Origin of the sequence: Allokutzneria oryzae, from assembly GCF_042429765.1 — a bacterium.
Lineage (GTDB): Bacteria > Actinomycetota > Actinomycetes > Mycobacteriales > Pseudonocardiaceae > Allokutzneria > Allokutzneria oryzae.
The window spans coordinates 118,751-132,748 of record NZ_JBHLZU010000011.1 but is presented as its reverse complement, the minus strand read 5'-3'; the positions used below and the strand labels follow the sequence as shown (position 1 = coordinate 132,748).

Below are 13,998 nucleotides of genomic sequence, written 5' to 3'. Positions count from 1 at the left end.
GGTCACGAATCGCGACCGGGCGATGACAAATAACTGCGATTGCCGCCAAAGCAGCGCACAGGTATCTTTCGAAAAAGCCCCGAAAGACGCAAAGGATCAACCGGGTCGTTCGGTGGAGCAGATGCGCCCGGGGGGTGCGCGTCTCGGGGGAGCCGCACCAGGCGGGACGAGTGACACGGGAGCGTCCCGCGAACGAGGTGAGGTGGGGACACCGGCCCAAGCCGAGCTGTCCCCACCTCACTTCTCCAGTCCTACTAAGACATCTCCAGCCCAGGTCAGCGTTGGACCGGTGGCACACCGTCCTCCCCGGGAACCAGCCCGAGCATGTCCAGCAGCATCCGGCAGTCCTCGGCTCCTAAGGCCCCGCGGGCGACCGCGACCCTGGCCCTGTGCACCTGCTCGTCCGAGATCCGTGAGGGGTCGCCATTACGCGGCATGGGCACTCCGCCCGACTGCCTGCTGACCGACTCACCCTGTTCCCACAAGAACTTTTTGACTTCGAGCGACCCGTACATCGCGCCTCCCCGACTTGGGCTTCCGGCGCAGGTTATCTACCGCTAGAACCGATCGCAGCCCCCCGCAGAGTGATTCAGTCAAAACCCTGAGTAACCATCTGGGGTGCACTCCGGTTTCGATTCAGCGACCACGCCCCCGCGAGTGCCGGACCACCGGGCGCGCGGGAGACTGGGGTGGGTCATTCGGTTCGGCCGACCTTCAATACCCCTCGGGGGTACATTCCGTCATGAGCGACAGCGGTTCCTGGCCGTACGCCAAGCGCAAGGACGCCCACCTCCGCCGCCTTCGCCGGGTGGAGGGACAGGTGCGCGGGCTCCAGCGCATGGTGGACGAGGACACCTACTGCGTCGACGTGCTCGCCCAGGGCGTCGCGACCAGGACGTTGCAGTCCGTCGCGCTGGAACTGTTCGAGGAGCACATGGCCGGCTGCGTGCCCCAGGCCGCGCGGACCAGCGACGCCGCCGCACAGGAGAAGGTCAGGGAGGCCGCCGAGGCCATCGCCCGGTTGGTCAAGTCGCAGAGACACCCAGGAGAGAGTTCGTGAGCGTGAGCACCAACACCGTGACCAGCAACTACGTGGTCACCGGCATGACATGCGGGCACTGCGTCGCCTCGGTGACCGAAGAGCTGTCCGAGGTGGCCGGCGTGACCGCCGTCGACGTCGAGCTGAGCTCCGGCACGGTCACCGTGACCAGCACCCGAGAACTGTCCGACGCCGAGGTCGACGCGGCGGTCACCGAGGCCGGGTACGCGGTCGCGAGCGGGTCGTGACGAGCCGGACGCGCCCGGTGGTCGCGGTCGTCGCGCTCGCCGTCGCGCTGGCCGCCGTGGTCGGCGCGGGGCTGGCGCTCGGGACGGTCGACACCAGGCCCTCGAAGGCCGAGCTGCAGCAACAGCAGCCCAACGGGAAGTGATCTTGAAGGGTTGATACGCGCCGATCAGACGGGGTGCTTCGAAAGAACTTGGCCAAAAAAGTTGAATTCTTCCCCTGTCAACGGACGCGTGCGCGTGCAACAATCTGAACCGCTGACACCCCCCGGTCAGCGCCTGTGGAGATCCCCTCCGGCCCCCGCGTTCCTCCCCCTGGCGCGGGGGCCTCTCCATGCGTGCGGGAGAATGCCCGAGACGTCTGCCCGTGACACACGTCACGGACCACACCGGCTCGCAATCCAGCCGTTACCCTCTCCGTCGTGCTTGGACGAATGAAGACCGGACGCCATCGCTCGCCAGTGCCGCAACCGGAGACCCTGGCTCCCGACAACGAGCTGGACTCCTACCTCGCCGCACTGGCCCCCGAAGCAGATGTCGAGACCACCGGGACCGGACGCCGCTTCGGCACCGCCCAGGTCCTCCAGCTGCGCCTGCAGCTGATGGCGAACGAGCAGCTCCGCGAGCTCGCCGAGATGCGGCAGACCTCGCCGACGGCCCTGGCCCAGGAGTGGGTCATGCAGCGCCTCGAATGGGAAGCCCGCCAGAACAACCTGGTCTGATCCGCAGGCCCCCCGTCTCCCGGACTCAGATCGCGATCCGCGTGACGAACTCGTCGAGCCGGCGCAGGCTCTCCTCGCGCCCGGCGGCCGGCAGGCTCAGCAGCAGCCGGTCGACCCCCGCCTCGCCGAAGCCGTCGATCACCCGCTGATCGGGTCCGTGCACGTAGGCCGTGACCGTCGGTCGTGGCCTCCCCTTTTCCTCAGCACGTCGGCGCAGCTCCGCGACGCCCTCGGCCAGCTTCTCCGGGCCGAAGGGCGGCGGAGCGATCCAGCCGTCCGCGTAGTCGGTGATCCGCTCGAAGGTCGTCGGGCCCCAGCCACCCAGCAGGACAGGCGGATGCGGCGCGCGCACCGGCTTGGGCCAGGAGTACATCGGGGCGAAGTCCACGTGCTCGCCGTGGAACTCCGCGCGCTCCGACGTCCAGATCTCCTTCATCGCCAGCACGCGCTCGCGCAGCACGCGCAGCCGCCGCGCCGGGTCCACCCCGTGGTTGGCGATCTCCGGCCGGTTCCAGCCCGCGCCGACGCCGAGCTCGACCCGGCCGCCGGAGAGGTGGTCGAGGCTGGCGACCTCCTTGGCCAGGATGATCGGGTCCCGCTGGATCACCAGGGCGATCGAGGTGCCCAGCACCAGCCGCTCGGTCACCGCGGCCGCCGTCGCGAGGGTCACCAGCGGGTCGAGCGAGCGGAAGTACGGCCTCGGCACCTCACCGCCCCCGGGGTACGGCGTGTGCTCGACGGGCATGTGGGTGTGCTCGGGCACGAAGAACGAGGTGAACCCCCGCTCCTCCAGTGCCCTGGCCAGCTCTGCCGGGTGGATTCCCTCATCGGTGACGAACGTGTAGCCGCCGAACTGCACCGGTGACGCTCCCTGGGGCTCAGCGGGGTGTGAGCACCCCGGCGTGGAAGGCACGAGCGACCGCGTGGGCGCGGTCCCTCGCCTCCAGTTTGCGCAGTATCCGGCGGATGTGGGTCTTGACCGTCTCCTCGGAGACGCCGAGCCGGTTGCCGATGCCCTTGGCGGTCATGCCCTCCGCGATCAGGCCGAGCACCTCCTGCTCACGGCGGGAGAGCAGGGAACCGCTGTGCTTGGCGTGGCCGCTGTTCTTCAGCAGGGGGCTGATGCCGGGCTCGATGTAGAAGCCGTTCTCCAGCGCGAGGGTCAGGGCCATCGGCAGGCGGTTGGGGTCGATCTCGCGGGGCAGGAACCCGCGGGAGCCCGCCTGCCGCGCGCGCTCGACCTCGCCGCCGCTGCGCGCGCTCTGCCGGAACAGCGTCACCACGACCATGTCCGGGTGCAGCCCGCTGAGCAGGCGGCACAGGTGGGAGCCGGGGTCCACGTCGGCGTCGAGCAGCAGCACGTCGGGTCTGCCGTTCTGGCACAGGGTCACCGCGGCGCCGGCGGAGCCGGCCATGCCGACCCATTCCGTGCGCGGATCGCGGCGCAGCACGGTGGCGACCCCCTGCTGGAAGAGCGGGACGGTGTCGACGTGCGCCACTCGCGCGATGGTCTTGCGTGGTGTCCTGGCGGCGGGCACCCGAGCCCTGAGCGTCACCTGTTCCACCGCGTTCCCCTCTCGCCGCCTGACCTCGGGGGACCCCTCGCCTGCTCGGCGGTGGGGAGTCCCGTCATCAGGTAAGAGCGAGCGGGGAACGGCTCATCACGCGAAACCGCGGCAGTTCTTGTGTGAACTATCCCCTATCCGGGTGATGTTCACCGGTCAGTGCGAAGCCTTGTCCACCGGGTGCGGTGGGCGCGGGGAGAGGTTGCCGACCTCCAGGCGGGACTTCGCCGCGACGGCGTCGGCCGCGAAGCAGATGCGGTAGACGAGGATGTGGCCCGGCTGGGCGGCGCGCTCGTCGCGGGAGAGGTAGTGCCGGCAGGCGCCGCGGTCCTTGGCGGTCAGGCCCGCCTTGCGGGCGAGCTTCGTTGCGATCTTGGACTGGCCGTAGGGCAGCAGCTTCTTGGCGGCAGGCTCGGCCTGGCCGACCGAGACGGACTCGAAGGCGGTCCTGGTGATCGCCATGCTCTCCGCCTCCCGGAACAGCCAGCAGGCGCCGATCGCCACCATGACGCCGACGACCAGCACAGCTCCGGCGACGACGTTGAGCACCGTCTTCGTCCGCCTGCTCATCCGCCTGCGCCTGCGGGGGGCGGCGTCACCGGCGGGCATCTGGTTCATCGGTAACGACCGTAAGGGTTCTTCAGTCGAGGCCATCCATGAGTCCCGAGTCGTGGTGCCTGGAGCGGCAACCGCACCAGGGGCTTCGAAGGATATTCAGACGCGGGACCGCATGGACAGCGGTTGGTGGGGTTATGAGGTCAGTTGATGGACACCCCGCGCCGCGGACGCGGTCGGCGGGCGCTCGGGCCGTGGCTCAGGCGGCGGTCGGCAGGTGTGCCGAGCGCGGGGCGGCGACGGTGCGGCGCGCGACCGGGGCGGCCGCCGGGCGGTGCAGCGTCTTCCTGGCCTGCTTGGGGGCGATGCGACCAGCGGGCTGGGCGTTGTCGTTCATGTGGTCCGACAGCGCCATCAGCACGAGAACGGCCATGGCGGCGGCGATACCGACCCAGGTAACGATCATGGTGACCATCGGATGCTCCTCGTGTGCTCGCTCTCCGGCGTGACACCACAAGAATCGCTGGTCAGCTGGGGTCTTCGGATCAGCTGAGCGGCCGGTTCCACCCCGGCCGTCCGGCCAGTCCCTCGCTCGCCGTTCGGCCGATGGGGACAACCCTGACAGGGCACCAGCGCGATGGGGGCTTGGGCCGACCCCCGATGCCGGCCCAAGCCCCCACCGCGAGGGGGTGCACGCCGGGGACTACTCCTCGGCGTACGCGCGGGCGGTCACCTTACGCAGGACCGGCCCGCAGGCGGCCGCGGCGAGCAGGGCAACGACCAGGCCCAGCACCGCAGGCGTGACCACCCACAGACTCAGCTCCAGCTCGCCCCGAGCGAGCGTGAGGAGTCCGGCTCCGACAAGACCGCCCGCGACGCCGGCGCCGACCGTCGCGACGAGCGCGGGCAGCATCGCCTCCCTGCGCAGTGCCCTGACCAGCACGTTCACCGGGGTTCCCGCGGCGATCAGCGCCCCGAACGTGCGTCTGCGGTCCACCACCGACCCGGCGGCGGCGACCCCGGCGCTCATCCCGCCGAGCACGGTGGCGATCGCCAGCCCGATCACGGTCACCCGGCGCAGGTCGCCGAGCAGGGTGCTCGACCGGGCGTCGTACGCGTCGTTGCTGTAGATCATCGCGCCGATCAGGTTCCGCACGATCGCGGTGCGCACGACCGCCTCGTTCTGCGGCGAGCTGAGCACCACGACCGAGCCGACGGACAGGGAGTCCCGCGGGACCAGGGCCGGGTCGACGAAGACCGCGCTGCGGCCGTTGCCGTTCGGGCGGTACTCGCGCACCGCGACCTGGGCGGGCAGGGAGACCCTGGACGGTTTCTCCGCCCCCACGCCGTAGCCGCGGAAGACGATCTCGCCGGCGTCGAACCGGAAGCCGGACGGCACGTAGATCGCCGGGCCCTCCTGGCAGGCGGAGATGTCGATCGGCCGGACCTTCACCGCGTCGGCGCAGCTGATCACCATCGCGGTGGCGGACGCGCCGGAGCCGTCGTCCGTCCCGCCGATCCGGCCCTCGCCGACCGCCAGCACCGGCGCGGTGAGCCCGCGTGTGGCCAGATCCGCGCGCAGCGCGCTGACCTGCTGCGACCGGACGCCGGAGGCGTCGGCGACGATCACGCCGTCCTTCCACGTGTCGTCGCTGTGGCCGATCCGGGACTCCAGTCCGGGGAACATGGTCAGCGCGAGCGACCCGGCGAAGACCGCGAGCACGACGCCGGAGGAGGCGCGGAAGGCGGCCTTGGGGTCATCGCGCAGCCTGCGCCCGGCGAGCAGCGTCGCCGGGGTGCGCCAGGCGCTGGTGAACAGCTTGCCGACCCACGAGGTCGCCAGGGGGCCGATGAACACCAGGGCGATCGCGACGGCGGCAAGGCCGACCAGCACGAAGAACGTGGTGCCGCCACGGGTCTGGGCCATGCCGAGACCGACGAAGAAGACCGCGCCCGCCGCGAAGATCATCAGCAGCCGCGCGACGCTGGGCTGCCGCTTGGTGTGCTGGTTGGCGGCGCCGAGCGGCCGGTTGAGAACCCGGCGCAGGCCGAGCACGGCCGCCGCGGACACCAGCACCGGTGCGAGCACCAGGACCCCGACCACCAGCAGGACGTTCGGGGTGAAGTCCGACGGGAACCAGGTGCCGCCGTCCCAGGAGATCTGCGCGGTGAGCGAGCGCAGCGGGATGCCGATCAGCAGGCCGAGCACGGTGCCCGCCACCGAGGCGACCGCGGTCTCCGCGACGGTCATCCAGATGACCTGCCGCGGAGTGGCCCCGGCCAGTCGCAGCGCGGCCAGCCTGCGCTCCCGGCGCGCCGCCGTGAGCCGCGCCGCCGACGCGACCAGCACCAGGCAGGGCACGATCAGGATGATCAGGCCGATCTGGGAGAGCAGCAGCAGGAGCTCGTCGATGTTGCCGCCCATCGGCATCCGCTTGAGGTCGGCGCGCGCCACCGCGCCTTCCGGCATGTCCTGCGGCGCGTGCCCGACGATGGCGACGAGCTCGTCCGGGAAGCTCAGCGCCTCGTCGCCGACGGCGCCGACGACCTTGCCGGGGAACCGGTCGGCCAGCTGCTCGGCGGGCCGCTCGGCGGCGAGCTCGGCCAGCGCCGGGGAGAGGTAGACCTCGCCGGGGCCGGGCACCTTGGGAATGCCGGGCGCGACCTCGACGCCCGGCCGCAGCGCGGCGACGTCGAAGCGCTCGATGCGGCTGCCGCCGACGTCGTCCTTGGTCTTGACGACCAGGACCGCCTTGGCGGCCTCGTTCTGCTCGGCGCTGCTGCTGTAGTACTGGCTGCGCCAGCTCTCCCGGTCGGCGCGGTTCTGGATCGCGCCGGGCATCGCGGCCAGCCAGACGACCAGTGCGACGCCGACCGCGACCCCGAGCGCGGTGAACAGCGCGGAGGCGCGGCTGCGGGAGTCGGCCCGCAGGACGCGGAGGGCCAGTTGGAAGGGGTTCACGCGGCGGCTCGCACGGCGATCCGGCCGTCGGTGATCTCGACGACGCGCTGGGCGCGGGCGGCGACGTTCGGGTCGTGCGTGACGATGACGACCGCGGCGCCGGTGGCCTTCGCGGCCTGCAGCAGCGCGCTGATCGTCTCTTCGCCGGTGCGCGAGTCCAGCGCGCCGGTCGGCTCGTCGGCGAAGATCACCCGGGGGCGGTGGGCGAGCGCCCTGGCGATGGCAACCCGCTGGGCCTGGCCGCCGGAGAGCTCACCGGGGCGGCGGTGCTCCATGCCACCGAGGCCGAGCCTGATCAGCCACTCCTGGGCGGTGCTCATCGCCTGCTTCTTGGAGCCGCCCGCGAGCAGCAGCGGCAGCGCCACGTTCTCCTCCGCGGTCAGCTCGGAGACGAGCATGCCCGCCTGGAAGACGAACCCGAACGCGGAACGGCGGAGCTTGCTGCGCTCCCCCTCGCCCAGCCGCGTGATCGGGCGACCCGCGACCAGGACGTCACCGCCGTCCGCGGGCAGGATCCCGGCCAGCACGTGCAGCAGCGTGGACTTGCCGGAGCCGGACGGACCGACGATGGCGACGACCTCGCCGATGGTGACCGCGATGTCCACCCCGGCCAGCGCGTGGGTCTGCCCGTAGCGCTTGACCAGGCCCTGTCCGACGAGGATGGGCTGGCGGTCGGCAAAGGGGGTCTGCCCCATCGGTTCTGTCACCGTCTCCTCCAAGCTGTGAGCTACTGGGCACAACCCTGCTCGGTGGAGGGGGCCGGTCACTTCGGCCAGCGGGTCGGGGGTTCACCCGATCGGTCGGCCGAATGGCCGAGGACGGTCCTGGCCGCGTGGCCGACCCCCGGACGGGGCCGCAGGACCTAGCCTGCTCACTCGTGGACAACTCCCTCGTCGCCTGGCAGTCGCTCATGCGCAGGCAGTGGCCCATAGCAGCCGCGCTCGCCCTGCTTTTGCTCACCGAGCTGCTGGCGGCCGGGAGCAGGCACTGGGTGCTCGCGCTGGCCCCGGCCACGCTGCTGGCGGCGGTCGCGGTGATCTCGCCGCGCAGGCCGGTCGACGCGGCCTTCATCGGCGCGGTCACCATCTTCGGGTCGTCGACGGCGTACTCGCTGCTGGGCGTCGAGACGCTGCAGGTGTTCAGCCCGGTGTCGCCGTCGGAGACCGCCGCGCTGATGGTGCTGATCGCCACCGTGATCCGCTCGGGGCCGGGCAGGTGGTCGACGGCGAGCGTCGTGGTGATCTGGTTCTCCGGGCTCTACGCCAGCGAGGTGCGTGACGCCGTCAACGCCCGCTGGCGGCTGACCGACCTCGAGTCCATCTTCCCCACCTTCATGCTCTTCGCCCTCGCCGTTGGCACCGGCCTCTACTTCCGTGCCAGGGACAAGGACCGCCAGCGCACCGTCACCCACGCGGTCACCTCCGCGCAGCAGCTGGAGCGGATCGCGCTGGCCCGCGAGCTGCACGACGTCGTGGCCCACCACGTCACCGGGATCGTCGTGCAGGCCCAGGCCGCGATGATCGTCGCGGAGAAGGACCCCCTTGCCGCGCAACGGATTCTGCCCAGTATCGCGCGCAGCGGCAGTGACGCGCTGACCGCGATGCGCAGGCTGGTCGGCACGCTGCGCGACTCCGACGCCCGGATCGGGGCGGACGCGGCGGAGTCGGCGACCGCGGACCTCGCGGCGGACGTGCGCAAGGTGGTCGAGGACGCCCGCGAGATCGGCCCGCCCATCGAGCTGCGCATCGACCTGCGCGCGGAGGTGCCCGCCGAGGTCGCGCGGTCCGTGCTGCGCCTGGTGCAGGAGGCGGTGACCAACGCGCACAAGCACGCGCTGAACGCGACCGTCATCAAGATCGAGGTCAGCAGCTTGGAGGAGAGGACCCGGGTGGTCATCGCCGACGACGGCCAGGGTTCGGCCCATGATCCGATCGGCGGGTCGGGCGGCTACGGTCTGGTCGGAATGCGGGAACGCGTCGAGCTGCTCGGCGGTCGCTTCTCGGCCGGCCGGGGTTGGCGGGGCGGTTGGGAGGTCTTCGCCGAGCTGCCGGTTGGGGAGGCCAAGCAATGACGATCCGGGTGCTCATCGCCGACGACCAGGACATGGTGCGGATCGGCTTCCGCATGATCCTGGAGAACGAGGACGACATGGAGGTCGTCGCGGACGTCCGGGACGGGATCTCGGCGGTGAGCAAGGCCAAGGAGCTGCGGCCGGACGTCTGCCTGATGGACATCCGCATGCCCGGCCTCGACGGGCTCGAAGTCACCAGGCAGCTGTGCGGCCCCGGCGTCACCGACCCGATCAAGGTCGTCGTGGTGACCACGTTCGACCTGGACGAGTACGTGCACACCGCGCTGGCCAACGGCGCGAGCGGCTTCCTGCTCAAGGATGCGGGTCCCGCGCTGCTGGTGGAGGCCGTGCGGGCAGCGGAGCGCGGGGACGCGTTGATCTCGCCGCAGATCACCGTGCGGATGCTGGAGCACTTCAACAAGCCGCAGCAGAGCGTCGCGGAGAAGCCGCGCGAGGCGCTGACGGAGCGCGAGCTCGACGTGGTGCGCGCGGTGGCGCGGGGGCTGACCAACACCGAGATCGGTGCGGAGCTGTTCCTGTCGCTGTCGACGGTGAAGACGCACCTGGCATCGGTGCAGTCCAAGCTCGGCGCGCGCAACCGCGTGGAGATCGCGTCCTGGGCGTGGCGTTCCGGGCTGATGGCGTAACCGGGGCCAGGAAGCGGCGGGCAGGGCCGGTGTCACGGACAACGGCCCGGAGTTGTCATTTCCGCCCGCCTTCCGACGGCCCGTGGGAAACTGGCGAACCAGGGGCCCCTGACGCGACCGCGCCCCCGTTTTCTCGCGTGGAAGGACGGCCATGGAACCGGCGACGACGATCCAGCTGCTCGGCGCCGGGGCGTTCGGTTTCCTCGTGGGCTGGTTCGTCTACTACCTCAACCGGCATCGCTCGGCCGATGTGCGCTTCGCCGACCTGGTCAGTCTGATCGGCGCGATCGGGGGCGGCGCCGTGCTCGCGTTGTTCCCGGCGGGCACCGACCTGTTCGGCGCGTACGGGATCGGGTTGTTCGCGGGCTTCTTCGGCTACCTGCTGGTGCTCGTGCTGCTGGTGTGGCGGTCGGAGAACTTCACGATCGACTACCTCATCGACGGCAGGCGCCGGGAGGTCGCACCGGGACAGCGGCTGCCGGACGGGCCGGACCGCGGGGCGATGGGGGCCGACGGGGCCCCGGAGCGCGGCGGCCCGCGCCGCTGACGGAGGCGGATCATGCTGGATCGACTTGGCTTCGAGGTCGAGGTTCGCGGCCCCAAGGTGCTCTCGACGACCTCCAGGGAGGTCAACGCGATCCTGACGGTCTCGGCGCGACCACTGCCCAGGACGGCCGAGGTGATCGTCTTCGACCGCTCGGAGCGCGCGGAGTTCGCCGCCGTCAAGGCGCACGTGCTGAGCGCGGTCGACGCGGTCGAGGACGGCGTGGAGTTCACGGTGGTCGCCGGTTCCGAGGTGCTGCCGAGCGGCGCCCGCCTGGTGGTCGCGAGCCAGGCCACCCGCGCGGCGGCCAAGGCGGCGGTCGGCGGGCTCGGGCCGGAGGGCGGGCCGGAGGGCGGGCCGGAGTTCGCGGACTGGCTGGGGCGGGCCGCCGTCCTGCTGGCCGAGCACGAAGGGCCGCACCCGCACGCGATGCTGATCACCGCCGGGCCGCGGCAGGACTTCGCGGCCGCGGCGGCGCCGTACGCGGACCGCTTCGTGTGCAACTACATCGGCCCGGACACGGCGACGGTCTCCGCCGCCGATGACGTCCACTTGGCCCTCTCTCTGCCGAAAGCCGCCCGGCTGCGGTTCCTGCGGCAGGTCTCGCCCCGGCCGGTCGACATCACCGGACAGCGCGGGCCGCTCGGGTTCCCCACCGGCTCGTGGGGTGCGGAGACGCGCGAGTACCACCTGTGCGTCGAGGTTCCTCCGCTCCCGTCGGGCGTGGCGGTTCAGGTGGCACGGGTTGACGTGGTCCGGCCAGGGGAACCAGTGGCGCTGGCGACCGGGCAGGTCGTGGTGTCCACGGAGATCCCCCCACTTCCTCCGATGCCGCGAGGACCGGTCACACCGCAGCCGTACTCGCGGCCGGGGACGAGCGACAGGTTGCGTCGACGGCGCCGCAAACACAAGAAAGCTCCGGCGGGTTCGTCGCCGCCGTCGGACTCCGGCAAGGGCGCCCGACCGCGTGTTCCGCCACCGAGCGTGGTGAACACGGGGTTCGCGGAGGCGTCCGACGCCTCGCACGCGCTGTCGCCGGAGCAGACGTTGCGGCCGGGGTGGGGCTACTGGTTCTGGCTCGACGTCGGGCTCCCGGTGGCGTCCTCGATCGAGGCGACCCCGATGCCGCTGCCGCGCTCGCTACCGGAGGGCGCGCGGCTGACCGTCGTGCTGTACGAGTTCTCCGGCGGGTTCGAGCTCGACCCGGACTCCGCGACCGGGGTGCTGGAACTCGCCGTCGACGGATCAGCGCACGTGGTCCGACAAGCGTCCATTGTGGAGCATCGGACCCGGTTGTTCTTCCCGGTTCGCACTCCGCCGAGTGCGGGGCCGGTCCGATTGCGGTGCAACATCTACTGGCAGCAGGTGTTGTTGCAGTCCCGCGTGGTCTCGGCCATGACGACGCCGACCCCCGAGCTCCGCCCCCGAGCACTTGAGTCCACAGTGGACTTCAGGATCGCCGATCCACGCGACGTGCTGAGCATGCCGAGCGGCTACGAGCACAGCGCGAGCCTGCTGCTCAACGACGACGGCAAAGGCACGCACGCGCTCCGGGTGCTGGCCAGGGACGGCACGGACGTGCTGCGCGCGGAGGCCACCATCACCGGCCAGCAGCTCACGAGCGCCATCAGGATGGCCAGGGGCGCGCTGAGCCGGGTCGCATGGGGAAGCGAAGAGCCGTGGAGCGAGAAGTTCGCCTACCGCTATGAGCGGCATCCGAGTATCGACCAGGTGACCGAGGACCTGATCACTTTGGCGGTCAACGGTTATCGGCTGCACCACCTGCTGGTCCGGGCCCTGGGCCGCTCGGTGCGCGAGAGCGCCTACGACATGGCCGACCGGGTCGGTGCCGCGCTCGCCAGCCCAGGCTTCGTCCAGATCGCGTTGAAGGAGGGCGCACAGCACGTCGTCCCCGCCGCGATGATCTACGACTTCCCGTTGGACAGCAACGCGCCGAACCTCTCGCTGTGCCAGGACTTCCTCACCTCTGCCGAACTCGGCCTGGTCCCGCGAGGCCCGTGTCTGCGCCGCCAGTGCCACCAGGCTCGGACCTGGGACCCGACTGTCGTGTGCCCGGGCGGCTTCTGGGGTTTCCGGCACGCGCTCGGGCTTCCGGTGACCCTGGGCTCGGCACCAGCGGTGCCCGCCGTGCTCCCGCACGACGGCGGTGTGCGGCTGGCGGGAGGGGTGTACCAGGACTTCGAGTCGACCGCCGCGCACCGCGACGCGCTGCGGAACCTGCTTCCGTGGAAGGACTACCTGCTCGGCGAGGACCGCGAGAGCACCCTCCGCGGGCTCGTCGGCGATCCGCAGGTCGTCTACTTCTACTGCCACGGCGGGGTGAGCGGCGAGGTCCCGTACCTCCAGGTGGGACGGCGGGGCGGCCCCAGCATCACCCCGGACAACCTCTACGAGCGGCGGCTCCGGTGGGCGCGGACACGCCCGCTGGTGTTCCTGAACGGGTGCCGCACAACGGATCTGGAGCCGGAGCGGGCGATCGACTTCGTCAGCTTCTTCGTCGAGGACGCGTTCGCCTGCGGTGTGATCGGCACGGAGATCACCGTCTTCGAGCGGATGGCCAACCAGTTCGCCGAGGAGCTCCTGCGCGCCTTCCTGGTCCACGGCGAGCCGATCGGCGCAGCGGTGACCCGGGCGCGCGTCGCGCTGCTGGCGGGCGGGAACCCGTTGGGGCTGGCCTACATCCCGTTCGTGACGCCGACGATCACGATGTCGCCTCCGCGAGTGCCTTGAGTCGCGCCAGCGTCTTCTCGATGTTGTCCTCGTTGTGCCCGACGCGGTCGACGACACCGGTCCCCACGGGTGCGACGACCGCTCGGAAGAAGCGGTTGCGCAGGTCGCGGGTGCTCTCGATGACCCGGCAGCCCGTCTCGGTTGCCCGGATGTCGTAGCGCCACTCCGCGACTGGCGTGCCGAAGCTCCGCACGGTGTAGGCGAAGCAGCGGCCCGGCTCCGCGTGGGTCACCTCGGCGGTGGTCCACCACCGGAAGAGCCCGTTGCGGTTTCCCGCCCGGAACCGCGCTCCGACGCCGCGCACCGAGGTCAGCCATCGCGCGTCCGTCGCCTCCACCACGAAGCGGCTCTGCCGCGCGACGTCGCTGACCAGGGCGTAGACGGCCTCCGGCGAGGCGGCGATGTCCACGCTGCGTTCCGTCACGCGAGGAATACTCGCACTCTGGGCACCGCCTCGGCCATCAGAAGGCTGATGTGATCTGCCAGGAGTGCCCGAAGGGATCGGTGAGGCGCCCCATCCTGGCCCCGTAGTCCTTGAGCGTGACCGGCTCGACCGGGTGCGCTCCGGCCTGGACGGCCCGCTCGAACACGGCGTCCGGGTCGTCGACGGTCAGCATCAGCTGGACCGACCCACCGCCCTGCGACACCGGCGACACGTAGTCGATCTCCGGGAACTCGTCGGCCAGCATGAACGTGGCCGTCCCGATCGCCAGCTCCGCGTGCCCCACCCGGCCGTCCGGCATGACGACCGGCTCGTGCTTCGTGGTCGCGCCGAACGCGCGCCCGTAGAACTCGATCGCCTTCGCGGCTTCCTTGGTGCTCAGGTACGGCGTCATGTGCTCCATGGCGTGAAGGTACGAGCCGGGCACGCGGGGTGTATTGGACAAATGTCGCGGA

At 71.1% G+C, this 13,998-nt stretch carries 17 protein-coding genes; 8 read left to right on the top strand and 9 right to left on the bottom strand.

The genetic code is table 11. The features are described 5' to 3' along the window. Positions 1 to 275: 275 nt before the first annotated feature. The gene (locus ACFFQA_RS14475) at positions 276 to 437 is read right to left on the bottom strand and encodes a hypothetical protein (protein WP_377852422.1); all 162 of its coding nucleotides are present in this window, start codon (positions 435 to 437) and stop codon (positions 276 to 278) included. Positions 438 to 742: 305 nt separating this feature from the next. Between ACFFQA_RS14475 and ACFFQA_RS14470 the strand changes: the two genes are divergently transcribed. The 4 genes from ACFFQA_RS14470 (at position 743) to ACFFQA_RS14455 (ending at position 2,006) form a co-directional block, all read left to right on the top strand. Beyond that, the gene (locus ACFFQA_RS14470) at positions 743 to 1,060 is read left to right on the top strand and encodes a metal-sensitive transcriptional regulator (RefSeq protein ID WP_377852421.1); all 318 of its coding nucleotides are present in this window, start codon (positions 743 to 745) and stop codon (positions 1,058 to 1,060) included. A 44-nt stretch (positions 1,061 to 1,104) separates the two neighbouring features. Beyond that, positions 1,105 to 1,287, top strand: coding sequence for a heavy-metal-associated domain-containing protein (locus tag ACFFQA_RS14465; RefSeq protein ID WP_377852640.1), 183 nt, complete (start codon positions 1,105 to 1,107; stop codon positions 1,285 to 1,287). Further along, positions 1,284 to 1,430, top strand: a complete 147-nt coding sequence (locus ACFFQA_RS14460) for a hypothetical protein (RefSeq protein WP_377852420.1) — start codon at positions 1,284 to 1,286, stop codon at positions 1,428 to 1,430. The genes ACFFQA_RS14465 and ACFFQA_RS14460 overlap by 4 nt, the downstream gene beginning before the upstream one ends. A 276-nt stretch (positions 1,431 to 1,706) precedes the next feature. Next, complete coding sequence (locus ACFFQA_RS14455; RefSeq protein ID WP_377852419.1) at positions 1,707 to 2,006, top strand: hypothetical protein; 300 nt, start codon at positions 1,707 to 1,709, stop codon at positions 2,004 to 2,006. A 25-nt stretch (positions 2,007 to 2,031) separates the two neighbouring features. Here the strand turns inward: ACFFQA_RS14455 and ACFFQA_RS14450 are convergent, their stop codons facing one another. From ACFFQA_RS14450 to ACFFQA_RS14425, 6 genes are all read right to left on the bottom strand, one after another. After that, positions 2,032 to 2,865, bottom strand: coding sequence for an LLM class F420-dependent oxidoreductase (locus ACFFQA_RS14450; protein WP_377852418.1), 834 nt, complete (start codon positions 2,863 to 2,865; stop codon positions 2,032 to 2,034). 19 nt (positions 2,866 to 2,884) lie between these two features. Next, positions 2,885 to 3,562: a response regulator transcription factor gene (locus ACFFQA_RS14445; protein WP_377852417.1), complete on the bottom strand. Its 678-nt coding sequence runs from the start codon at positions 3,560 to 3,562 to the stop codon at positions 2,885 to 2,887. A gap of 165 nt (positions 3,563 to 3,727) precedes the next feature. Next, a complete protein-coding gene (locus ACFFQA_RS14440) occupies positions 3,728 to 4,189 on the bottom strand; it encodes a hypothetical protein (RefSeq protein WP_377852416.1) in 462 nt (153 codons plus the stop codon). Positions 4,190 to 4,385: 196 nt separating this feature from the next. Then, entirely contained in the window at positions 4,386 to 4,601 is a 216-nt protein-coding gene (locus tag ACFFQA_RS14435; RefSeq protein WP_377852415.1) for a hypothetical protein, read from the bottom strand. A gap of 228 nt (positions 4,602 to 4,829) precedes the next feature. Next, on the bottom strand, positions 4,830 to 7,088 hold the full coding sequence (locus ACFFQA_RS14430; protein ID WP_377852414.1) for an FtsX-like permease family protein: 2,259 nt from the start codon (positions 7,086 to 7,088) through the stop codon (positions 4,830 to 4,832). Next, a complete protein-coding gene (locus ACFFQA_RS14425) occupies positions 7,085 to 7,783 on the bottom strand; it encodes an ABC transporter ATP-binding protein (protein WP_377852639.1) in 699 nt (232 codons plus the stop codon). The genes ACFFQA_RS14430 and ACFFQA_RS14425 overlap by 4 nt, the downstream gene beginning before the upstream one ends. Before the next feature lie 182 nt (positions 7,784 to 7,965). On the opposite strand from ACFFQA_RS14425, the gene ACFFQA_RS14420 reads away from it, so the two are divergent. The 4 genes from ACFFQA_RS14420 to ACFFQA_RS14405 all read left to right on the top strand — a co-directional run bounded on the left by ACFFQA_RS14420 (position 7,966) and on the right by ACFFQA_RS14405 (position 13,101). Then, positions 7,966 to 9,159 (top strand): sensor histidine kinase, encoded by a 1,194-nt coding sequence (locus tag ACFFQA_RS14420; RefSeq protein WP_377852413.1) that lies wholly within the window; start codon positions 7,966 to 7,968, stop codon positions 9,157 to 9,159. After that, complete coding sequence (locus ACFFQA_RS14415; protein WP_377852412.1) at positions 9,156 to 9,806, top strand: response regulator; 651 nt, start codon at positions 9,156 to 9,158, stop codon at positions 9,804 to 9,806. Before ACFFQA_RS14420 ends, ACFFQA_RS14415 begins: the two co-directional genes overlap by 4 nt. Positions 9,807 to 9,957: 151 nt before the next feature. Beyond that, on the top strand, positions 9,958 to 10,353 hold the full coding sequence (locus ACFFQA_RS14410; RefSeq protein WP_377852411.1) for a hypothetical protein: 396 nt from the start codon (positions 9,958 to 9,960) through the stop codon (positions 10,351 to 10,353). A gap of 12 nt (positions 10,354 to 10,365) precedes the next feature. Further along, positions 10,366 to 13,101 carry a CHAT domain-containing protein gene (locus ACFFQA_RS14405; protein ID WP_377852410.1) on the top strand — a complete coding sequence of 912 codons (2,736 nt, stop codon included), beginning with the start codon at positions 10,366 to 10,368 and terminating at the stop codon, positions 13,099 to 13,101. On the opposite strand, the gene ACFFQA_RS14400 is transcribed toward ACFFQA_RS14405, so the two are convergent. Together ACFFQA_RS14400 and ACFFQA_RS14395 are read right to left on the bottom strand one after the other, a co-directional pair. Continuing rightward, a complete protein-coding gene (locus ACFFQA_RS14400) occupies positions 13,073 to 13,525 on the bottom strand; it encodes an SRPBCC family protein (RefSeq protein ID WP_377852409.1) in 453 nt (150 codons plus the stop codon). The genes ACFFQA_RS14405 and ACFFQA_RS14400 overlap by 29 nt on opposite strands. A gap of 37 nt (positions 13,526 to 13,562) precedes the next feature. Then, positions 13,563 to 13,946, bottom strand: coding sequence for a VOC family protein (locus ACFFQA_RS14395; RefSeq protein WP_377852408.1), 384 nt, complete (start codon positions 13,944 to 13,946; stop codon positions 13,563 to 13,565). Positions 13,947 to 13,998 lie beyond the last annotated feature (52 nt).